The 22,637-nt window shown below is 53.0% G+C and carries 17 protein-coding genes; 3 read left to right on the forward strand and 14 right to left on the reverse strand.

The annotated features are described in order from the left end of the window. Positions 1–379: 379 nt before the first annotated feature. From N909_RS0107970 to N909_RS0107990, 5 genes are all read right to left on the reverse strand, one after another. On the reverse strand, positions 380–1,285 hold the full coding sequence (locus N909_RS0107970; protein ID WP_029913856.1) for an AEC family transporter: 906 nt from the start codon (positions 1,283–1,285) through the stop codon (positions 380–382). Between the two features lie 43 nt (positions 1,286–1,328). Then, on the reverse strand, positions 1,329–1,667 hold the full coding sequence (locus tag N909_RS0107975; RefSeq protein WP_051689604.1) for a tetratricopeptide repeat protein: 339 nt from the start codon (positions 1,665–1,667) through the stop codon (positions 1,329–1,331). 59 nt (positions 1,668–1,726) lie between these two features. Then, on the reverse strand, positions 1,727–3,967 hold the full coding sequence (mrcB, locus tag N909_RS0107980) for a penicillin-binding protein 1B (RefSeq protein ID WP_084167586.1): 2,241 nt from the start codon (positions 3,965–3,967) through the stop codon (positions 1,727–1,729). A gap of 380 nt (positions 3,968–4,347) precedes the next feature. Beyond that, positions 4,348–5,397, reverse strand: coding sequence for a 4-hydroxythreonine-4-phosphate dehydrogenase PdxA (gene pdxA / locus N909_RS0107985; RefSeq protein WP_036682999.1), 1,050 nt, complete (start codon positions 5,395–5,397; stop codon positions 4,348–4,350). Beyond that, the gene (locus tag N909_RS0107990) at positions 5,390–6,661 is read right to left on the reverse strand and encodes a four-carbon acid sugar kinase family protein (protein WP_029913864.1); all 1,272 of its coding nucleotides are present in this window, start codon (positions 6,659–6,661) and stop codon (positions 5,390–5,392) included. Before N909_RS0107990 ends, pdxA begins: the two co-directional genes overlap by 8 nt. Before the next feature lie 531 nt (positions 6,662–7,192). On the opposite strand from N909_RS0107990, the gene N909_RS0107995 reads away from it, so the two are divergent. Together N909_RS0107995 and N909_RS0108000 are read left to right on the forward strand one after the other, a co-directional pair. Further along, positions 7,193–7,972 carry a cytochrome c3 family protein gene (locus tag N909_RS0107995; protein ID WP_051689605.1) on the forward strand — a complete coding sequence of 260 codons (780 nt, stop codon included), beginning with the start codon at positions 7,193–7,195 and terminating at the stop codon, positions 7,970–7,972. Positions 7,973–8,375: 403 nt separating this feature from the next. Next, a complete protein-coding gene (locus N909_RS0108000; RefSeq protein WP_029913867.1) occupies positions 8,376–8,795 on the forward strand; it encodes a hypothetical protein in 420 nt (139 codons plus the stop codon). A 27-nt stretch (positions 8,796–8,822) separates the two neighbouring features. On the opposite strand, the gene N909_RS0108005 is transcribed toward N909_RS0108000, so the two are convergent. From N909_RS0108005 to N909_RS0108050, 9 genes are all read right to left on the reverse strand, one after another. Continuing rightward, positions 8,823–9,575: an NlpC/P60 family protein gene (locus N909_RS0108005; RefSeq protein ID WP_245613583.1), complete on the reverse strand. Its 753-nt coding sequence runs from the start codon at positions 9,573–9,575 to the stop codon at positions 8,823–8,825. Between the two features lie 98 nt (positions 9,576–9,673). Then, a complete protein-coding gene (locus N909_RS0108010) occupies positions 9,674–11,050 on the reverse strand; it encodes an MFS transporter (RefSeq protein WP_029913877.1) in 1,377 nt (458 codons plus the stop codon). Between the two features lie 63 nt (positions 11,051–11,113). Next, positions 11,114–12,559, reverse strand: a complete 1,446-nt coding sequence (locus tag N909_RS0108015) for a DUF294 nucleotidyltransferase-like domain-containing protein (protein WP_029913880.1) — start codon at positions 12,557–12,559, stop codon at positions 11,114–11,116. Between the two features lie 144 nt (positions 12,560–12,703). Beyond that, on the reverse strand, positions 12,704–15,256 hold the full coding sequence (gene mprF / locus N909_RS0108020; RefSeq protein WP_029913883.1) for a bifunctional lysylphosphatidylglycerol flippase/synthetase MprF: 2,553 nt from the start codon (positions 15,254–15,256) through the stop codon (positions 12,704–12,706). Positions 15,257–15,445: 189 nt separating this feature from the next. After that, entirely contained in the window at positions 15,446–15,955 is a 510-nt protein-coding gene (gene mobB / locus N909_RS0108025) for a molybdopterin-guanine dinucleotide biosynthesis protein B (protein ID WP_029913885.1), read from the reverse strand. 81 nt (positions 15,956–16,036) lie between these two features. After that, positions 16,037–16,399: a molybdenum cofactor biosynthesis protein MoaE gene (locus tag N909_RS0108030; protein WP_029913887.1), complete on the reverse strand. Its 363-nt coding sequence runs from the start codon at positions 16,397–16,399 to the stop codon at positions 16,037–16,039. A 27-nt stretch (positions 16,400–16,426) separates the two neighbouring features. After that, complete coding sequence (locus tag N909_RS0108035; RefSeq protein ID WP_029913889.1) at positions 16,427–17,641, reverse strand: molybdopterin molybdotransferase MoeA; 1,215 nt, start codon at positions 17,639–17,641, stop codon at positions 16,427–16,429. A 5-nt stretch (positions 17,642–17,646) separates the two neighbouring features. Then, entirely contained in the window at positions 17,647–18,666 is a 1,020-nt protein-coding gene (locus N909_RS0108040; RefSeq protein ID WP_029913890.1) for a molybdopterin-binding protein, read from the reverse strand. A gap of 478 nt (positions 18,667–19,144) precedes the next feature. Then, positions 19,145–21,160, reverse strand: coding sequence for a methyl-accepting chemotaxis protein (locus tag N909_RS0108050; protein ID WP_051689606.1), 2,016 nt, complete (start codon positions 21,158–21,160; stop codon positions 19,145–19,147). Between the two features lie 795 nt (positions 21,161–21,955). Between N909_RS0108050 and N909_RS0108055 the strand changes: the two genes are divergently transcribed. Next, positions 21,956–22,636: a hypothetical protein gene (locus tag N909_RS0108055; protein ID WP_051689607.1), complete on the forward strand. Its 681-nt coding sequence runs from the start codon at positions 21,956–21,958 to the stop codon at positions 22,634–22,636. Position 22,637: the final 1 nt, after the last annotated feature.

The raw sequence follows: 22,637 nt of genomic DNA on the forward strand, positions 1-22,637 counted from the left end.
TAAATGAATAGATAGTGGGTAGATACTATCATAGATATATTTCTTGTAAATATCTTTTATAAAAAATAAAATTCCACTTTTCTACTCAAAAACAATGAAGAAAGTGGGTAGAAATTTTATAAAATTCTGTCTTTTTTAAGTTGAAAATTTGCGCAAAAAAACTTTTCGCGCAGATTGGTATTGCAATGGGACAGGGTCTGAGGAATTTCAAGTCTGGTGTTAAAGATGCTGAAGATGAATTTGAAGATCCAAACTCCCCGAAGCCTTCCCTAAAGAGGTGGCCAGCCCAATCTTCGCTGGTATGCGTGAGGCAAGGGGCAGGTTTCGGAGAGGTTGATCACGACCCAAAAACAATCAACCGCCGCTCAGACAAGAACTCTTATAAAGCGGAAACCACCAGGGGAATGGTCAGCATGGAAAGCACCGTGGTCAGAAAGGTACAGCGGGATATAGCCGCCCGGTTACCATTGAACTTTTCGGCAAAAACCCCGCCCAGTGACGCCGTCGGCATGGCGACCAGAATCACCGCAATGGCAAGCACCTGAGTGTCAGTGGTAAAGGGGACAAACAGCAAATAACAGAGGAATGGCGCAACAATCAATTTTATCAGGCTGAGATAATAGACATCGAGGCCTTTGAACACCTCTTTCAGGCTGACATCGGCCAGCATTGCCCCGATGATGAACATGGACAGCACAGTGGTCATGCTGCCGACCGTTTCCAGAGTGTTCAGAATCGGACTCGGCAATTTAATGGAAAACAGAAAGATCAGAAGGCCCAGAAAAGTGGCGATCAGTGGCGGATTGACCAAGCTTTTCAGCATATTTTTCATACTGCTTCGGCCGGTAAAGAGCATGATGCCATAGGTGAAGGCAAACAGGTTGAAGGCGATCACGAAGATCGACGTATAGAAAACCCCGATTTTACCGTACAGGGCGAAGATCAGCGGGAAACCGATAAAACCACAGTTGGAAAAAACCGTGGAGAAATGGAAAATGTACTTTTTCGATGCATCAAACTTCCAGTACAGCAATTGGCTGAGCAGGATCAGAAAGAGATGCGCAGCAACGGAATAGCAAAACATGACGATGCCATTGGCAAGCATGTCCCTGGAAAAGGAAAAGTTGAAGGAATAAAGGATCATGAAAGGGAGGGTGACAAACATCAGGGTTTCGGAAAACCCCTTGAGCACAGCGTCATTGACAATTTTTCTTTTTCTGAGCAGTGCGCCCACCGCCATCATCAGCAATAGGCTGAAAACCTGATTGATTACATTGAGATCCACAACAACATCCTTACTTTTGCAAAATTCTTAACGGCTCCAGCGCTCATTCCCGAGCCGCCCTGTCCCAGGCCTGTTGCGCCCCCTGCACATCACCAAGAGCCTGTCGCGCCTGGGCAATGATGTTCCAGTTTTCCTTGCGCAACGGCCGGTTACCAGCCGCCAGGGAATTGGATTTACGGGCCAGGTTTTCGGCCTGGGAAAATAATCCCTGCTCAAATCTGAGCCGCGCCAACTGCTGCCACAGGACCGGGTTGCGGGGCTCGATCCGCAGGGCTCGTTCCAGCGAGGCGTCGGCCTGATTCAATTGCCCGGCAGAGGTTTGCACTTCGGCCTTTTCAAGGAGGGCGGTCACCGCCGGATTCCGCGAGGGGGCGGAGGTCATGACCGTACATCCAGACATCAGCAGAAGCAAGCAAACAACGATAGTACAGCGCATTTCTTTCATTTTCCAAATAACCTCTTAAACCAGCCTTTGATCGATCCGCCGACCGAGTTCGGGCCACAGGGGGCCGACTCCGTGGGTGCGGATCCGCTTATAAATGGCAGCTGAACAGCATTGCGGCAGCCTTCTGCACTGAGCAGCCCCGAATCCGGATCGATCCAGACCTGCTCGATATTATCCGGCTCCGCCAACAGCAACGGTTCGTTGCTCAGCTGCGCCATCATCTTACCCCAGATCGTCAGCGCTCCGCTCGCGCCGGTCAGGCCGGTCGGTTGATTATCATCCCGGCCGACCCAGACCACCGCCACCCGGTTGCCGGTCATCCCGGCAAACCAGCTGTCGCGAAAATCATCGGTAGTTCCGGTTTTCCCGGCGACAGCCAGGTTTTCCGGCAGATAGGCGGAGAGCCCCTTGCCGGTTCCCCGGCGTACCACTTCCTGCATGGCTGCGGTGGTCAGATAAACGGCATCCTGATCGACCACCTGTTTAACGTCCAGTGGATAACGCTGCAACGGCTCGCCATTGGCGGTCAGGATTTCCCGAATGGCCCGCAACGGGGTGAGAAACCCGCCACCAGCCAGGGTTTGATAAACCTGGGTCACTTCCAGGGGGGACAGGCTGTTGGCACCAAGCAAACTGGCCGCAAATTCGGGCAGGTCCCGACTGAGTCCGAGCCGTTGCAGATTGGTCATAACCCTGTCGACCCCAAGCTCCAGCCCCAGCCGCGCCGTCGCGACGTTGTAGGAATCCGCCAGCGCGGTCAACAGGGGAACCTCCCCGTGAAACTGGTGATCATAGTTTTCCGGAGCCCAGTCCGCCGTCCCCGGCTGCTCAAGGAGCAGAGGGCTGTCATCCAATTGGGTGGCCAGAGTGTATTTTTGCGGCTGTTCCAGTGCGGTCAGATAAACGATGGGCTTGATCAGCGAACCGATGGGGCGCAACGCATCCAGCGCCCGATTGAACCCTTTAAAGCGAGGATCACGCCCCCCCACCACGGCCTCGACCTCGGCATTCTGGGCACTGGTCACCAGCACCGCGCCCTCCAGCACCTCCGCCGGCATGCCCCGGTCTTTTTCCAACTGTTTGAGGGATTGGCTGAGTGCGCTTTCTGCCGCATGCTGAACCTGCGGATCGAGGGTGGTAAAGATTTGCAGCCCTTCCGAGCGAAGGTCCTCTTCACGATAATTTTGCCGCAACTGCCGATGCACCAGCGCTAGAAAAGCCGGGTAAGGCGAGGTTCCCCGCGGTGGTCGCTCAATCACCCCGAGAGGTTCCGCTTGCGCAGCGGAGAGCTGTTGCGGGCTGAGATACCCTTCTTCCGCCATCTGCTCCAGAACCAGATTGCGCCGGGCCAACGCTCGTTCGGGATGAGTGCGGGGATTGTAATAGGATGGCCCTTTGAGCATTCCCACCAGCAAAGCCGCTTCGGCCGGATCCAGCTGGCTAGCCGGTTTGTTGAAAAAATACCTGCTGGCCAGGCCGATCCCGTTGATACTGCGATTGCCATCCTGACCAAGGTAGACCTCGTTCAGATAGGTTTCGAGGATCTCCTGTTTATCGTAATGCAGCTCCAGCAACAGGGCCATCACCATTTCAGTGAATTTACGGCGCAGGGTGCGTTCAGGGCTCAGGTAAAAATTTTTGACCAGCTGCTGGGTCAGGGTACTGCCTCCCTGAACCCCATCGCCACTGAGGGTTGAGATCAACGCCCGGGCGATGCCGCGCAGGTCAATGCCGTGATGGGAATAAAAACGCCGGTCTTCGGCGGAAAGCAATCCGTTGATCACATAGGGGGAGACCTCTGCCAATTTCACCAGCAGCCGGTCTTCGTTCTTCCCTGGATAAATCCCGCCGATCAACGGGGGATCCAGACGCACCAGGCTGAGATCCTTCCCCGTGGCACTCTGTTCCAGGGTCTGCACCCGGCTATCGGCAAAAGTCACGCGCAAACTTATTTGATCACGAAAACCATCCCCAAAAGTAAAGGGGCGCAGCACCAGATCCAGGGTCCGGTTTTGCCAGTGAAAGGTTCCCGGAGCCTGCGGCTCAGCAGTATCTTTGTAACCGAGCAGCGCCAGCTCGGCGTTCATAGCCGCTTTGCTCAAAGCTTGGCCCGGGTAAAGCTCCAGATCCCGGGCATAGACCTTGGCCGGTATTTTCCAGCGCTTACCTTCAAACCGAGAGCGGACGGAATAATCGAGGTAAAGAGTGTAGACAACGGCAACCAGGAGAAAAACCATTGTCCCGAAAAGGAGCACTCTCTTTATAGGAAACCGGTTAACTTTTTTAGACTTTTTTCGACGTTTCACAACTGGTCTCTTTTCATTTCATAAACAGCATTCAGCTCTGTTGGACGAACTTGCAAACGGTGATTTTAACAGAAAAAATGATGAACTGTCAGAAGTTAATCACAAGCGGAGGGACATTATCAGCAAAGCGGTACAGAAACGGAGCGTACCTTATAACCAATCGGGATCACATCCAACCCTTGACCAATGGCCGGGCCACCGAGCGATCAGAACGCCCCAAATAGTCGGCACAAAAAAAGATCTAAAAGATCTTAGTTATGCCCTACCAGGGAACCAGGCTTTCAATTAAGAAAATATTTTAAGACACCTGGTTAAGCTGAATTCTCAGCTTGGCGCCCTCTGGCCATCATGGCTCCATATTCGATCGCATTGATCATACTCTGGGCGCTGGCGATATTTTTTCCGGCATTTTCAAAAGCAGTCCCGTGATCGACCGAAGCACGGACAATGGGCAAGCCGAGGGTCACATTGACCCCAGTCATCCCGGACCAGGTTTTGGTTTTGTCGTCGTAAATGAAACTCTTCATTTTCAGCGGGATGTGCCCCTGATCATGATACATGGCAACGACCAGTTCAAAACCGCCGCCGGCAGCCTTGCAAAAAACCGTGTCTGGTGGAAACGGTCCCTGGGCATCGATCCCCTCCTTACGGGCCGTCTCAATCGCCGGAGCGATAGCTGTCTGTTCTTCATGACCGAACAGACCATTTTCCCCGGCATGGGGATTGAATCCAGCGACGCCGATCCGCGGCTTGGCAAAACCGAGCTGGCGGCAGGCGTTATGCCCGAGGCGAATGACATCAAGAATCCGTTCAATGGTGAGCTGTTCGCTAACCTTGACCAGGGGCATATGGGTAGTCACATGAACGACCCGCAGATCCCCATCGGCAAGCATCATCGAATATTTGTCGGTTCCGGTCAGTTTCCCGTAGATTTCAGTATGCCCGTCATAGTGATGGCCGGCCAGATTCATCGCTTCTTTGTTTAACGGCGCAGTGACCGTGCCGTCCAGTTTCCCAGCCAGGGCCAGGTGGATAACCGTTTCCACCGCACGAAAAGCTGCTTCGCCACACTGAGCGCTGAGCTTGCCGTAAACAAATTCAGCCAGCTCAAGGCGACCTACCGGCAAGACATCAATGGTGCCAAAGGTTCCACGAGCCTGTTCCACCGCAGTGATGACATTGATCTGCAGGTCGGCCTTAACCACGTCAGAAACGGCCAGTTGGAGAATGTCCGGATGACCGATCACGATCGGTGCGCACAGATCATAAATCCGTTTTTCACTCAGGGCCTTGACAATAATTTCCGGGCCGATCCCGGCGGGATCACCCATGGTAATTCCCAATCTGGGTCTGCTACTCATGGTTATTTTTATCCTCAGTCTGCAGTACAAAACACTCCGCCAACTCTTGCAAGGTTCGGCCATGGCCGAAGCCGCCGGATTTGGTAATAAACCAACGCACCTGCATTCCCGGAGCGCGACAGGAGCCGAGCACAACCCCCGGCAACAACTCTCTTTCAATGGTCACGGCATTGATTCCCAACGCTTTCGCGACCCCCATACTGGTACTCCCCCCGGTTGCGAAGACAATGCGACAGGCCCCTTGCAGACAGATTGCCCGGGCGACCTGCCCCAGCAGTTCGGCAACCAGTTCTCCGTCCACTGTCGTCTGGCCTTCCTTGCCATTCGGGCGTTGAGTCCGCAACAACAGATGTTTTCGCGGGGCGTTCTGAATTTCAGCGATTAAACGATTTATTTCCCTGTCCAGGTCGGCCCGGCCAGCAACAGCATCAAACTCAAGCACCTGAAAAGCTCCGCTGGTGCCGGCAATATCTGCCTGAGTTCTGGAGATATCCGTCAAACTGCCGACCACTGCCAGCATTCGTCCTTCGGCTTGTTCCGCGCAATCCGCTATGCAGCCCGCGCTTATTTCCTGCGCCGAGATCGCCTCAGCCAATCCCGCCGCTCCAACCGGCAACAATTCAGTCTTAATTGCCAGCAGTTCGGCCAATTTGTGCAAGTCGTTTTGCTCCACCGCGTCAGCAATGAGCAAACGACAACCGCGGGCCAGAGCACTATCCACTTTGGCAAGTAATGCTTCTACGCTGCCGCGAACATCCGCCAGCGAGAGGTGACAACTGGGTAAATTGCTTTGCCGGCCGAGCAACTCGGCAATGGCCGAAGTCGTCAGGGGATGAAACGGATCCTGTCCCATGGCGGATTCAGCCAGAGGCAGACCATTAACCAGGATCTCGGCATTGCGACAGATCCGCCCTTGTTTTGGAATTGCCGGGCAAATCAAGGCGGCAGTGCATTGAGTCGCAGCAAGCATTGCCGTGATCTCGCTGCCGGTATTGCCACGCATGGTTGAATCGATCTTCTTGAAAAATTTGTTAAAACCGGCCGCAAGGCAACGTTTAACAACCGTCTCGACCTGCCTGGCCGCAGCCACACCATCCAGAAACCTGCTGTCGGTCGAGATAACAACCCTGTTGAAGGCGGCTAACTCCCCCTCCATAGCCGCAAAATCCAGAATCAAAGCCAGCGGCTTGCCAGCCAGGGCAAAGTGCACGCCGGAATCGCCTGCCCCGGTTTGATCGTCAGCGATTATTGCAAACTTGTTCATCTTTTTATCCGCAAAGACCGTAGTAAAAAGAGCAACACAATCGGTAAAAGATCACACCTCCAGATTGTGCCGGCTTGCTATAGCCCCACAGATCTAAGGGTCAGAAGAGCACAAGAACAAAGGACAACCTTGCCAATGAAATCGAATTGTGGTTACCCCCATCTCATCACAACCATGGCAGGACAATAACCCACCGCCCGACAATCAATCCAACACTAATCATACCTGAAAAAATAACTCTCTCTCTGGGGATTTTACCAGGTCCGATCTGGCCATATCCATAGTTACCGGGAAAACACTCAGAAAAACTCCATTATCATGGATTCAATATACTAATATCATTGATATTTTTCTCAATCCTCCTTGGTTTGTTTCTTGCAGATAACAATAATTTTTCATTTATTCGAGGGCCGGGGTGATTGCTATTTCTGTTTTTTGGCCACCTCCCCCTGAAGGACCATGTCAACTGTGATGCAGCAAAAATACTAAGCTGCCAAATTGCCATATTCCCAACCTGGAGGTGACTTTGAAATGAAAAATCGCTGCCTGCCCCTGTTCATTCTAAGCTCAGCCCTGCTATTCGGCTTTGGCCATCCGGTTGCTGCAGCCCCGACCCTTTCCGTTGACGACTGCGGCAAATGTCATGAGGTTGAATCACAACAAATCGCTGACGCCGGTGCTGCCCACAAAAAGCAGGTGGACTGTCTCGACTGCCACAGCGGTCACCGACCGGCCAGCGCCAACAACATTCCGGCGTGCAGCCAATGTCATGAGGGGAGTGATCATTATGCCCTGGCGGAATGCAGCAATTGTCATAACCCGCACCAGCCGCTCCAGATCAACCTCAGCGGAGAATTGAAAGCCGAATGTCTGACCTGCCACAGCGAACAAAATGCGCAAATGGAGGCCAACCCCAGTCGTCACAGCGAGTTTTCATGCAACTTCTGCCATGCCGAAAAACATGGTGAAATTCCCGCCTGTACGTCCTGTCACGACCCGCATTCCACAGAGATGGCCCAGGCCGACTGTGCGACCTGCCATGCGGCTCACGCTCCGACTGTCCTGGCTTACCCGGAATCAACCCCGAGCACTCTCTGCGCGGCCTGCCATAGCAATGCCTATGATCAGCTCATGGCAACCAAAACCAAACATCACAGTCTCAACTGTGTCGAATGCCACCAGGACAAGCATCAGACCACCCCGCAATGCAGTGATTGTCATGGTACCCCGCATGCGCCGGGAATTCACGCCAAATTCCCGTTGTGCGGAAACTGTCATAACACGGCCCATGATCTCGACAATCTCAAGTAATACCTGCGTCGTCCGGAGCTGCTCAAACAGCTCCGGACGTCACCGTGATAGCGAGCCTCCGTCCCATTCTGAATCCCTCGATTGACATTGCCTGCAGGTTTTTAACGAAAGTTTCTAATACCCTGATTAGCGCACCTGATAACTGTGTGATATGGAGTTTTTGGAAACACCGCCGACGAATCCAAAACCGAACCACAAATGATTATTTTCACAGTGCTTTTTATAGTAACCGCTGGAACAACGAGCACTCCCCACCAGGAACTCAAGCCTGAAAAGAGAAAACCTCCCTTTTCTCCGCGCAGGCAAGCTCTTGTAGTCTTTTCGGAAACTCAGTTATATTTCAGGAGTAAGGCTATCAGGCGAGGGAAAGAATTATTGCCATGCGGATCGGAAAGAACTCCTCATGAATATTTCTCAGCAGACAGATACCTCCAACGAAGGCCATCCTTCCTTCCATTGGCGCTACGAAATCCTGGATGAATGCATGCTTGTCACCTGCAGTGGCACGTCCCATTGCGAAAAATGCATTGATCGCCTTTACCGACCCATCCTGAGCAAGTTGGAAGATGCCCAGTGTACCGGGCTGGTCATTGATAAACGGGGGATTTCCTGTGCCGCTGAGAAAATGAGTCTGGACCTGGTCGCGGAAACCATCCTGCGCTACAAAAACCGCTCGCCCTTGCGCAAAATGGCGCTGGTCACAGCCATAGCGTACCAAAGGAATGAGCTGCTGCTGCAAAAGATTCTGTTCGATAAAGGGCTCAACATCAGGCTGTTTTCAGACCTGGAGCGGGCTGTGGCCTGGGTACAGGCCTACCCTTAAACCGATTCCAGCCAAACCCACTGCTGGCTACAGGTATGTCCGTCCGCCGACATAGGTCCGTCGGAAATATCGACTGGACAGGCTGGAGATCCGAATCGTCTGTCCGGTGCGGGGGGCATGAATGAATTTTCCATCCCCGACATACATCCCCACATGAGTCACCCGTGTCCCGCCCTTGGTCGCGAAAAACACCAGGTCGCCCTGCTTTAAGCGAGCTTTCTCAACCGCTCGCCCGGCTTGAAACTGAGCCCTGGAATTGCGTGGCAAATCCAGGCCGTTCAGGCGATAGCTGACCATGGTCAACCCGCTGCAGTCAAAACCATTGGTACTGTCCTCGCCGCCCCAGCGATAAGGAACACCGAGAAATCGCTTCGCGGTGCGGACCAATTCCAGGCGCAACGCATCAGGTTTATCGGCCCCCATCCGGGCCACGGAATAATCTGCCGGCGTAACAATAAAAAATCGCTCAATGATCCCCTGATCGCGCATTTTTTCGGCGAGTTGCCGTGCCGACTGATAATCCTGCTGATCACCGAAACGGACCTTGTAGAGGCCCGACTCGTGAAGAAAGGAATAAGCGTCCAGACCCTGCATTTTGAGAGCTTGCTCCAGACGGACCGCATTTTCCTGTTGGCTGAAGGCTCCGACCTGCACGGAAAACCCCATATGCCGTAAGGATGGCTGCACCTGAGCGGGCTCATCGATCAATGCCGCAATCGGGTCGGCCACCGGCTCAGGAGCCGAGGTCTCCACGGGGGGAGTACAGGCAGGAAGCAGCACACAGGCAGCTCCAAATAGAAATAAAACAACACGTAGAAGCACAGAGCTACATTGGGACATCATCAGCCTCACCCGGGCATCGCGATGAGTGTTTAACATCAGGGTCTTTTCAAGGCCTCGCGAAAAGACCGGCTGCGATAAAAAGTCCTGGTAAAACAGCCGAGCAAGAGCAAAAAACAAATGCCGAAATACCAGCCGAACCAGGGTAATGATTCGGCAAAGATCCGGTTTTTCAGCAGCTCTTCCTGAACAGCGCCAACGCTTGGCGGAACTTGCCCGCGCAACAAAGCGAGCAGGAAAGAATAAAGCAGCCCGATCATCCCATAGCCAAGATTCAGAAACAAGCCTTTGAAACTGAGGACCGTCGCCCGCTGCGCTGAGTCAGTCAAGCGATTCAGATAGTAACTCAAGAAAAACCCCACCAGGTTGAAACTGCCAAACAGCAACAGCGCCGGCGCCAGACCGGCATAGTTTTGCAGCTGCGCCATCCCGACCAACCCAGCCAGGATGATTCCGGCGATCAGCAGCAGATTGAAAGCCAGGGAACACCTGGTGACCAGCCGTCTGGCCAAAACAGGCATCACCAGACCGCTTAGCGCAAGGAGGGAACCCAGCGCTCCGAACCAGGCCTCTGGAACCCCGATCAGACGGTAATACTGACTGGCCATGGTCAGCAGCATCCGCACCACACTGTCATACAACAAACCAAACAGCATCAGCCCAAGAACCAGCGGCGTTCGAAAGATCCAGCGGGCAGCCTGCCAGATCAGCTTCAATGACTCGGCCAGCAGGGACGGGCTTGCCGCCGCTCGCTGCTGAGAGTCGGACACCTCCTGCATCCCCAGCGCGGACAGCAAGGTCAGTACGGCCGTCGCCAAGGTCAGATAAATCGGTAACCGCAACGTCGCGGCCCGAGTGACGGTCGCATCAAAACCGACCAGGTGCAGAGCCCCTTGCACAAAATGCGGATCATAAACCAAGCCCCCCAGGGTCATGACCATGACAAACCCTGCGGACTGCAACTGAATCTGCCGTTCCAGAACCCGGCTCCAATCGGCCGGATTGCCATAGCGGACCAAACTGTCATAAGCCAGTGCTTCATCGGCACCACTAGCCGCCGCCTCGGCCATTCCACTCAAGATCCGATTAAGGACGAACACCCAGAACAGCAGGTGCAGATTGTCACGCGGAACAAAGGCCCAAAGCATGATTTCGACCACCATCAACCCGCCAGCCAGGACGAGCAGATTTCGGCGACCGAGGATATCGGCCAGAGCCCCGGAAGGAACCTCACAAACCACAATACTGACCGCCCACACCACATTCAGCAGGGCAAACTGGGCCAGGGTGAGGCCGAAATCGAGAAACAGGACGGAGAAGACCGGATAGTAAAAACGCGCGTTGAACAGCACCCTAAAAGCGAGGAACAAACGGACGTTACGGATGGCAAATGGCGGTTTGGATAAATCGCTCATGGCTGGTCGCAGCCAGAAGGAGACATGCAGGGGATTCCCGACAAGGCGGGAATGCCCGGCACACTACCCTCTGAGCATATCGAGTTGAAAATGTTGTTTGAGCATGCCTTCAAAAGAATCGACCACCTCCAGGGCCAACTTGAGCCGGCCCTGCTCAACCCGATCCAGGGCCGCAGGAAAAATATGATTGCTGATTTCCCGCCCGGCGACATGATCCGCAACCTGGCTGCGCAGACGTAAAAAAGTCAGCAAATAAAAACTGGCATCGATATCGTTAACCTGCTGCTGGCTGAGAACCCCGCGGTCCTGTAAAAGCAATAATTTGTCATGGGTATTCCCGCCCAGGACACCAATGCTCAAGGCCAGGGTCTTAACCCCTTCAGTGAGGGCAAAAATCCCCGCCTTCTTCAGGTCGAGTTGGCCGGCATATTTCCCACCGGATTCGGTCTTGATCCGTCCAAACCAGCCGAGGGGCGGCACAAAACGGCAGACATTAGCGGCCATCCGGGCCAGAAAAATGGTATTTTCTTCAGCCCTGCGGATCACATGAGCGCGCAAATCCCGCTCCAGGGCGACATTACCACAGAGAGTCCGCATATCTGAAAACATGCTGAAATTGAGGATATTTTTGCCACTGGGAGACGCGATCCAGCCGTCGATGGCATCCTGCCATTGGCTGAGCGAACGCCGCCAGAAGTCATTGCGCGCCATGATTCCGCCGGGACATTCGGGCACCCCGATTTCGATCAGCGCATCAATCAGTAAATGGGAAAACGCTTCGATGTCAGTCAGTTCTTCGGCCGTGACGTCATCGGCATAGATCATGGCATTGTCCTGATCGGTTTTCAGGGTCTGCTCACGCCGCCCCTCACTGCCCAGAACCAGGAAGGCACTGTTCCGCCCCATCTCTGCGAAACGGCCGCGTTTGAGCAGTTTGACCAGTTTGTCGGACAACTGATCGTTCAACAGTGAAATGAGCCGGATCAGCTGATTGGTCGGCACCCCGCTGCGGCTTAAAAACACCACCAGCTGCTGCGTTTCCCCATGAATGGTCTTCAGTTCGGCAATCTTTCCCGCTTCATCGATGGCCCGCAGCAAACGTTGCGGGGAACGGTTCTGCAGGCGGATAATATCCGATTCATTGATGATCCCGACCAGGGTATTGTGCTGATCGACCACCCCAACCCGGTGAATGCGGTGCCGGGACATACAATAGAGGACGTCAAAAAGGGAGTCGTGTTCCGTCACGGAGATCACCGGAGCGGTCATGACCTGGGCAACCGTTAAGGTGGCAGGATCCTTGCCTTCGGCGACCACTTTGCTGCGCAGATCGCGGTCGGTCATGATTCCGATCGGTTGCCCATGCTCGTCGCAAGCGATCAAGCTGGAGATCTCTTTGCTGCGCATCATCAGGGCAGCGTCAACCACTCGATCAGTGAGCTGACAGGTGATCAAACCGCGGTGACAGTAGTCCTTGACCGGCAGAAAAAAAATCGATTCTTCGGACATAGAGACCTCCCTTGCAATAGCTTCCGGCAGCAGCCCTGGCGATAAAAGAGCAATGCACAAATAATTTCAGCAACCCGATTGCACCTGGCTCTTATCAATTTTACCCAAGTTGTCCATCATTCGTGTCCGGCACGATTTTCCTGGCTACCTGCCGATAAGCCCCTTGATCCCTCCGCTGATCAACGTGGACACATTCAGCAACGCCTGCGGCAGCGCCAGTCCGCCCGGACAGGCGAGATAGCGCGGCTCCCAGAGCGGATTGAACTTCTGTTTATAGGCGCGCAGGCCTTCAAAATTGTAAAAATGCTCGCCCTGCCTGAAAACAAAAGCGCCGATCCGATGCCAGACCGGTGCAAAGGGGCGATTTTCCATCCCCGACAAAGGAGCCATGCCCAGATCGAAGAACCGATAACCTTGCTCCTGCCCCCACAGCAGCAGATTAACAAAGAGAAAATCCATGATCCCACTAGGGCTCTCCGGGCGAAAGCGCATCAGGTCGATGGATAATTCTTCCTGGTCGGGCCCGGGCCATAAATTGGCAAAAGCAATGATTTCATCATGCCGCCTGACCACGGCAAGGGGAAAATTAGCAAGGTAAGAAGTATCGAAAAACCCCAAGGAAAACCCTTTTTCACGGACATTCTTGGTCCCGAGCCAGGCATCGGACACCGCTTTGATTTCAGTCAGCAGTGCGCCGCTTGGCGGAGCCGGAATAACCTCAAAACAGTACCCTTCTTTTTCCAGATGCCGTTTGGTGTAGCGCAGACTGCTGCGCTTTTTCCCCTCCAGAGAAAAGTCGGCCAAGGGGACCCGGGCGGTTTCGCCAAGCTTGAACAGCATCAAGCCCATGTCCAGATAGATATGCATCAGCTTTGGACCGACCTCGTAAAAGATGGTCTGCCCACCGTTTTGTTCCACCAGCTCACGAAACTGCCAAGCCAAATCACGGGCCACATCAAGAGATCCAACCGGGTCACCAAGGGCAATCCAGGAGCGTTTCTCAATGCCATACATGACAAAACCATCCCGCTGCGCTGAGAACAGCAAAGCTTTATCTCCCAGCAGGGCCAGGTTGGCTGCAGTCTCGGGAACGCTGTCGATAACCTGGCGGGCTTGCTCCAACCCTACCGCATCCGGCAGTTGCGGTTCAACTTTGGCGGGCTTGAGCAGCCTGACCAGGCCGAACAGAAGGAGAAAGGCGCCGGCCCCGACGACCGCCCGGAGAAACCTGGGCGCATCTCCGTGGAAGGAGAAGTGCCACCATAGTTCATGGGAATAGGCGACGTGCTTGTAAGCAAAAAAACCGAGCCAGGCCGAACAGCTGAACACGATCAGGATGGTCACGATCCATTCCAGGCTGAACGATTCCCCCAGCAGCGAAGATTTGCGGTAGAAATACCGATGGCAGGGCAGCAGTGCCAGCAGCATCCCTCCAAGCAGTAAGGCCTCTTCGTAATCCACTCCTTTGAGCAGTGAAAACACACTCCCGGCCGCGAGCAATCCCGCGGTCAACAAATACGCTGCATCCAGCCGGCGCTGAATCCCCCTGGCCAGCAACAGCAGGACCGCCCCGATCAGGCTGCCTAAGAAGTGGGAAATTTCCATGACCGGGAGTGGCAAAAATTCCTTCAACCAGTGGAGTCGCTGGGGTTCCGCCGGAGTCGCGCCGGAAAACAGCAGGATCGCCCCGGCAACAAAGGTGGAAAGAGCCAGCAGCTGAGGAACCATCAGCCCGCCCCACTGACCAGCAGCCTTCACCAGGCGACTGACAACGCGCCGCCGAGCGTACATTTCCGTGCCGACCAGGACCAGAGTGGCCAGCGCCAGCGGCAGCAGGTAATAAATACCCCGGTAAAGCAGGAGACTGCCAAGCAGCGCAGCAGCGGGAATTCCCGGGAGAAAGAGCAAAATAACCGACTCGAACACCCCCAACCCACCCGGCACATGACTGATCAGAGCCACAATTTGAGCGAGCAGATAAACCCCAAGAAACTGGGCAAACGTCACCGGTGAGGAAGGCGGAATAAGCACATAAAGGACACTGCCGGCCAGAATCCAGTCAAGGGTTCCGATGACCAGTTGGGCTCCCCCCAGAGAGAAGGTCGGCAAACTGAAGATCCAGGATCGCAAACGGAGCGGAGTTTTTCGCACCTTAAGGACCAGCAGGTAGGAAAAGACCAAAGCAAGAAAGATCCAGCCCAGCGCATGGACAGATATAAATGCCAAACCTGACACTTGTGACAAGCTTAGGGAACTGAAAACAAAGACCCCACCGCCCACAGTCAAGAGGCCCATCCAGAAGGTCACCACGGTAAATCCGACCAGGCGCAAAATCTCTTCGGCCGACAAACCCCAGGTCGAATAAAAGCGGTAGCGGACCGAACCCGCCATCAACAGAGACAGGCCGATATTGTTACTCAGAGCATAGCTCGCGAAGGAAGCCAGCATCACTTTCGGTATCGCCAACTTGCGGTTGATATAGCGGACGGCCAAAAGATCGTAAGTGGTCAACACCAGATAGCTGCAGCCGGTCAGCACCAGCGCCATCATCAAGCTGTTTGCAGGGATGGTATGCAACTGGCGGACAATATCTTGATAATGAAACGCACCAAGGGAACGATGCAACACCCACAGTGCGGCGCCAAACAAAGCGACGGCCAACAAGGAGCCCCAAATCCGGGAATTGAATTTCGACATCAGTTTTCTCAATAACATTTGCTTACTAAAGGGATTATTTCAATGCTGCCACTTTAACGTAAATCCTCTGTCAGTCAATGACAAAGGCTCGATCCGGGCAGGGCAAAAGGCAGGACATTGCAGTCGAATAAGGCTGAAAAAGGTTGAAAATCAGCGAGAACCGGCGGTAAAAAGGCGGGTAAAAATGGTTTAAATCAACCTGGCATGTTGCAGGACAAAATCCGCTACCGCCTCGGGATCGTTCAGATCCAGATGAGGTAAACCGGTTTCGCTACAATCACCATCGCAGGCAATGGCGACGACCTGACTCAAAGCGCCTGATTCGGCAAGGGTTGGGGATGGGGAAAACCCTTGCCGGTGAACTTCTATCTTGGGCAGAGATCCTCCCTTAAACCCTTCGACGAGGACGACATCCAAATCACGACAGTAACTGTCGAGCAGGAATTCAAGTTTGGGAGCATCCGGATTCTGCCTGACTACGGCGGTTTTTCGGCGGGACGCGACCACCGTCGTTGCGGCACCGGCCGCAGTAAAACGGTAGCTGTCCTTACCCGGCTTGTCGATTTCAAAATCATGGGCGTCATGCTTGATGGCCCCGACCCGATAGCCGCGTGCGGCCAGGATTCTAATGACCGCTTCGACCAGGGTTGTTTTGCCAGTCCCCGACAAACGGGCGACAAAAGCAATCGCTTTGCTCATACAGATTTCCTGTTGGGCCTGCTGCCAGGTAAAAAAGCCAGCCGGCACGGGAACACAAGATCCCCATGCCGAGCGCGCAGATCAGGCGAGAAATTCTTCTTTTTTAACCGCTTCCGATTTGATGCGATCAAGCAATTCTGCCAGGGTTGCCTTGACATTCTCACGAATATCGCCAGCCACCAGAATGAACAGTAAATCATCACCGGGGTTCAATTCACCGCCATGGGCCTCAACGGCAACCCGATAAATACCCGGCGCCTGCTCATATTCGGCGCGCAGGACGGCAATCTTGTCCTGATCCGGAGTGACCCTGACCCGAGTGACCGGCTTCCCCCCTTCACGGGTCGTTCCACGCACAATTCCATTGTGGCAAAGAATCATACCGACTCTTTTGACAAACTCCGGATCTTTCTTCCAGGTGTTGATCTGCTCTTGCATATTCATAGTAGCTCCTTATTATAGCTCAGCAATTCAACCGATAACAGCAGCAAAGTCCAGCACCTGAACTTCCGTCCCGGCGGCCAGCCCTGCGCAATCCTCATCAAGAACCACCAATCCGTTGCAGTCGGCCATATTGATAAAGTGTGAGGTTAACTGACTTTCCAACGGGGTTGCTTCAGTCACCGAACCATTTTGCTCCAACTGAACGCGGATCATATCGCTCCGGCCGGTTCGACCAGTCACGGCTGTTTTCAAGCGGGCAGTACGGTAGCTCGGATGAATAGAGCGCAGACCGCTCAGCTTGCGCAGCACCGGGACCAGATACACAAACAGGTTGACCAGGAAGGCTGCCGGATAACCTGGCATGCCGAAAAACAGCTGCTGGTCCCGACGGGCGACCAACATCGGTCGACCCGGCTTTATTTTGGTTCGATCGACCAGTAATTCAAAGCCACTCTGCTTGAGCAGCGGCCGGATGTAATCAAATTTCCCCATCGACACCCCGCCGGACGTGACCACCAGATCGTTTTGCCAGGCCAGTTGGTCGAGAACCTTGGACAAGACCTCCGGAGAGTCGGCCACCGGTCCGCGGACCACAACATCGATGCCCATTCTGTTCAGCATATTCCGCAACAGGGAACTGTTGCACTCATAGACCATCCCCGGTCGGTGCTGTTGCCCCGGCCGCAGCAGCTCATTGCCGGTAATCAAAATGCCGATGCGCGGTCGCCGAAAGACCTGGACCTGGTCCACCCCCAGGTAGCACAGCACACTATGGGAAACCGCGTTCATCCGCTCCCCTGCGGCCAGAACCGGCAGCCCCTTTTCGGCCTCTTCACCGATCCCGTTGATGTTGGCACCGGCAACCAATTCGACTTTTGGCTCGACCTGATGCCCTTTCAGCAACACGTCTTCCACCCGAACAACGGTCTGCGCACCTGCCGGCACGGTCGCGCCGGTCATGACCGCTGCGGCAGCATTGCCACTTAGCGCCGAACGTGGAATATCCTCAGCCGCCAAGGTATCGACCAATGCAAAATCGTCAGCGGCCAACGACCCGAGAGCATAGCCATCGACCGCGCTCCGCCGGGTATCTGGAAAAGGACGGGGCGTTTTGACTGTTTCCGCCAGAACATGACCACAGGCTTCCGCAATCTCCAGGCATTGGGTTTTGACCGGGCTGACCACTGTCAACAGGCGATCAAGGGCTTCGGAACAGGATAAATTTTGACATTCTCGCTTCATGGCAATCAGTTTCTCCCGAACGGACAAATCGGAAAATGGCAGACTGGACAAAAATGACAGAGCCCTCCGTGACCGGTCAAAGCCAGTTCTTCAGGTAAGATCCGCTGCCCAGCGGCCAGCCGCGGCAGATAAATATCGAAGGCGGTTGCAGCATAATGCAATGCCGCAGCCGGAATGGCGCAAACCGTACTCTGGTCGGCATAGCCGATCGTGAGGTTGTTCCCCGGCTGAACCGGATTACCCTTCTGCGGGAAGACCACCCCGGCCTCACGCATGGCCACAGTTGTAATATCATCCGGATCGACCGAGGTCCCGCCGGTGATCAACAACAGTTCACAACTCTCCGCCGCAGCCCGAATCGCCCGGCTGATCATCATTTTATCATCGGGAAGAACCTCGGCAGAGGTAACTGAGATTCCCAGGGCAGCAAGCTTTGCGGTCAGTTTGGGGGTAAAACCGTCGCGGACCCGCTGATGATAAACTTCGCTTCCCGTCACCAGAATTGCAGCGTTTTTTACAACATAGGGTTTGATGCGCAAGAGGGGGCGATCCAGTTCAGCGGTGATCTGTTCCAGCAGCTTGCGCTTGCAGGTCAGCGGGATAATCCGGAAAGCGGCAACCAGTTTGTTGGCTTGGACGGGAAAGTGGGTATGAATGGTCGGCAGTGAAGGGATAGCCAGCCGATTGATCCGCTCCAGCCGCTCGACATCAACTTCGAACAGCCCGGCGCAGGTTGCATAAAAGCCGATCTTCCCTTCTTTGGGAGCCTCGTCATAACGGATATTGGGGCCGGCAATAAGCGGTGCCACGGTCAGCGCGGCTTCTTCCTCGTGGATTTCTTCTTCGCTGCCTTCCCAAACATAAATGTTCTGCTTTCCAAGGCGTTCCAAAACGGCCAGATCCTCCTTGCGAATCGTATGGCCGCGACTGAAGGCAACTCCCTTCAGCCCTTTCTGCACATCGACAACGGTTATGTCATAACCGAGAACCTGGCCTTCTGCTTCTCCTAAAGGAACTTTGATCATCGCGCTGCTCCTGACAAATCACCATTGAATAATCAGTTTCACCGGGCCAAGAATCATCTGGCAAACATTTTTCGGTCCGCGAAGCCCTGAATCGGTCACGCCAAAACCCTCCTTCAGACTGCTGATCGTAAAGGCAAAACGACAGATTCTTATCATTGTCGCTCAAGTCCTGGCAAAAACCCCGGGAGTGTATTTTCCGTAACCGGGAATAAAGCGATAAACATGCCAACTCTGGAATCCGCTCATTGCCGACGGGCTTACCCGGCAAAAGCGCCGCTATCAGGGCCGATTATCATCGCCTTTGTGATTGGAACAAAATGGAAGCGACGGTTAGGACAGGGAAGAAAGAAATCCAGCCTGCCGGGATGACTCTCAATTTAAAACGTGCTGTAGCATATTGAGACCGGCCTGCAGAAGGCAGCGTCCCGTATCCATCGACAGCGGACACGGAACGCCATTGGTTATTGCAATATTATGCTCATGCGATGCTTTTTTGCACGGATTTCGTTAATGCCCCACCACCCAAGCGGGTTGAATTTTGCTCTTCTATGGCCGTCAAACGGAACTGCCTCAACATGGCCTGCAAACGATCGGCCTGGGACGCCAGTTCTTCGGCAGATGCTGCGCTCTCTTCGGCCATAGCCATATTCTGCTGGGTCACCGCATCGATTTGTCCAAGGCCGACATTGACTTGCCTGATCCCCTGCGCCTGCTCTTCGGAAACCGCCGCAATTTCCGTGACCAGATCAGTAACCTTGTGAACTTCGTTGACAATATTTTCCAGCTCTGTCGCGGTTTGATTTGCGATATTCGCTCCATCTGTCGTCAAGGTCACCGAACCTTCGATGAGTTCGGCGGTTTCTTTGGCGGCCTTGGCACTGCGTGCGGCAAGATTACGGACTTCTTCCGCAACCACGGCAAAACCCTTGCCATGCTGACCGGCCCGAGCCGCTTCAACTGCCGCATTCAGCGCCAGCAAATTGGTCTGGAAGGCAATCTCATCGATGGTCTTGATGATTTTAGATATGTTCTGGCTCGACCCCTGAATTTTCGTCATGGCCTGGACCATATCTTTCATTCGACTATTCCCCTGATCGGCAAATGCCTGTGCGGAAGCGGAAAGCTTCTTCGCCTGCAAGGCATTTTCAGCATTGGCCTCGCTTTGTGAGGCCATCTGCGTCACCGATGCGGTGATTTCCTCCAGAGACGCAGCCGACTCCGAACCACCCTGGGACAGCGATTGTGCGGCTCCTGAAATCTGGGTACTTCCCGAAGCAACCTGCTCACCAACCATATTGACCTCGGCCAGGCTTTGATTGAGATTTTTGATCATCTTGACCAGTGCATGACCAAGGGTATCGTGGTCGGACTGCAGGGCTATGTTCACGCTCAAATCCCCATCAGCGACTTGCTCGACCCTTTCTGCACGGGCCTGTAATCCATCGGCCATCGCATCCAGTGCGGAACTAAGCTGACCAAGTTCATCGGAACGCTGCATTCCCAGCCGCATGGATGTGTCGCCAGAGCGGACCGCGTCAGCAAAAGCAACGCCTTTTTTTAAGGCGTTAACAATCGGGGTCACCAGAATAAAAAGAACCAAACCAATGACAACCACCAGAATAATGGTCATGATCACGTTCACATTGCGTATTTTCAGCACTGCCGAATAAATATCTTCAGGAGAAGCGGTCACTCCGATCGTCCAGCCCGTGATCTCATCAACGGCAAAAGCCAGAATTTTCTTTTCTCCATCCAGAATGTAAGAAACGATTTTGTTGGCACTCGTTTTGTCGGTCATTTTTTGGCCGATGGTGTAGTCACGGGTATTAACCTTGAGAATCCGCTTTTTGTCAGGGTGGGCGATCAGCACACCACTTTTATCTGTCACGAAAGCATAACCTTTTTCGCCAATTTTTATTGGATCGATAAAAGTCTTCGAAAATCCGGATAAATCAACAGCTGCAAAGAGGACACCCTGAATCGTCCCATCCTTTTTCAGTGGAACCGATACGACAAAAATCGGATTCCCCGTATCACGGCTGACAACCGGCTGGGAAATCACAGCGTTTCCGTTCATCGCACCTTTAAAGTAATCCCGTTCGTTCAACCTTAATTTGCCAACAATGGCGGGGTTACTGCCGGCAATGAGCAACCCGGTGTGATCCAGCAATCCCAGATTTTCATACTGGGGCGCAACCTGTTTGATCTGCTGAAGGATTTTGTTCAGTCTGGTATCCAGGCTCGGATCATCAAGCACTTGCTCAAACAGAGGATTCAAGGAAAAGGTGTGCAAATCAGATTCCAAATTCAAAACCCAGGCAGCCACCTGCTTCCGGCTGGAATCAACGGTATCAAGCATATTTGCGCCCACGGCCGAGGTGATGGCGTTTTTCGTATAATTGTAAGACATGATCGCCGAAATCAACATTCCGGCAATCATGATAAAGGTTATCGGGAGGAGTAATTTATTTCGAATACCTAATTTCAATCTCATCTTCCATCTCCTTGCAATGCTGGTTAACGCAAAAATGCGTTCAAATCCGCCATATCCAATAGCCGATGGCCGGTATCAAATTGAGCTATTTGCTGATTTTCAGATGATTATTTTTGGTATCTGAGAAAAGACACACGGATCCGCAGCAACGTTTCTGGGCGGAATGAAAGGATGGAAACCGACAGAAAGAGGAGTTCAGCCTAGAAGAAAATATAGTTTTTGTCAATTAAATTTTATAAATAATAATAACCATTCATTCACCTCTTCGGAGGTTTTTCCAAAGGCCTGATTTTTCTCATTCTGAAACAAACAAAAATCAAAAATCTTTTTTTACTACATGCCGCTGGTCATCCCACCTGAAAGCAGCGCCAACAAATTCCCAAAAGAATTCTCCCGAGTTGCCCATCCTCAAACTCTTGCTGCGATCATTAAGTTTTCAGACTGAAAACAAGAAATTTTTCGTTGTGGCAAGGAAATCAAGAACTTGTGCAGAAGCGTACACCGTTTCACCGCAAAAGAAAGCCTGCCAATTGACGTCACGACAACGGAAAAGAGTTGTTTCAGATGAAAACTCCCTATTCAGGATATAGAGACTTTTATCCTTCAGAAAAATTCAGCGTATGGAAGAGTCAAATGGCATTTTTATTGCTGAAGAAGGGCCTGAATTTAGTGATTCCACAGAATCACAACCCTGATTGCCAAACCAGCTAAATCTTCCAACAACCTGTTTCCATAAAGATGAAACTGTTTTGCTCCATACACCCGTTTAATTATCTAAGCCACAGGGAGGAATGAATGAAAAAAGGTGATTTTATCTGGATTTTAATTATTGCTGGCGTCATTTTGTTTTTACTATTTCCCAACACCAATGCAATTTTCGTCAATACGACCCACGCCCATCCCTACATCATGTCTTTTATCAAGTATGGCCTTCTGGCAACCATGGGTGAACTTCTGGGAAGAAGAATTCTGGCTGGAGACTGGATCAAACCTGATGGTCTTACGGCACGAATCTGCGTCTGGGGCTTCATCGGCATCTGCATGATGGTCATGTTTAATGTTTTTGTTGCAGGAACGATATTTCTCATGAAGTCAGGCATCCTCCCTGGCGAAGGCTCTCAAGTTCTCAAAGCCTTTTACACCAGTTTTATTGCAACCTATGCATTTGGTCCTACGTTTATGCTGTTTCATCGCTGCACCGATACCTATATTGATCATCGTTTCGGACCCAAGAAAATCAGCCTCTCGTTGACAGAAGTTCTGACCAAAATTGATTATGTCAATCTGGTTGGTTTTGTCATGGTAAAGACCCTGACCTTTTTCTGGATCTTCGCGAACTTCATTACCTTTATGGTCCCGGCTGAATACCGCATTCTCTGCGCAGCCTTCATGTCGATCTTCCTCGGCTTGATTCTGGCCGGAGCCAGTAAGCTGAAAACCCGTGGAAATGCCACGGTTCAGAGCGAAGCGGCCTAAA

This window comes from Pelobacter seleniigenes DSM 18267, from assembly GCF_000711225.1.
Lineage (GTDB): Bacteria > Desulfobacterota > Desulfuromonadia > Desulfuromonadales > Geopsychrobacteraceae > Seleniibacterium > Seleniibacterium seleniigenes.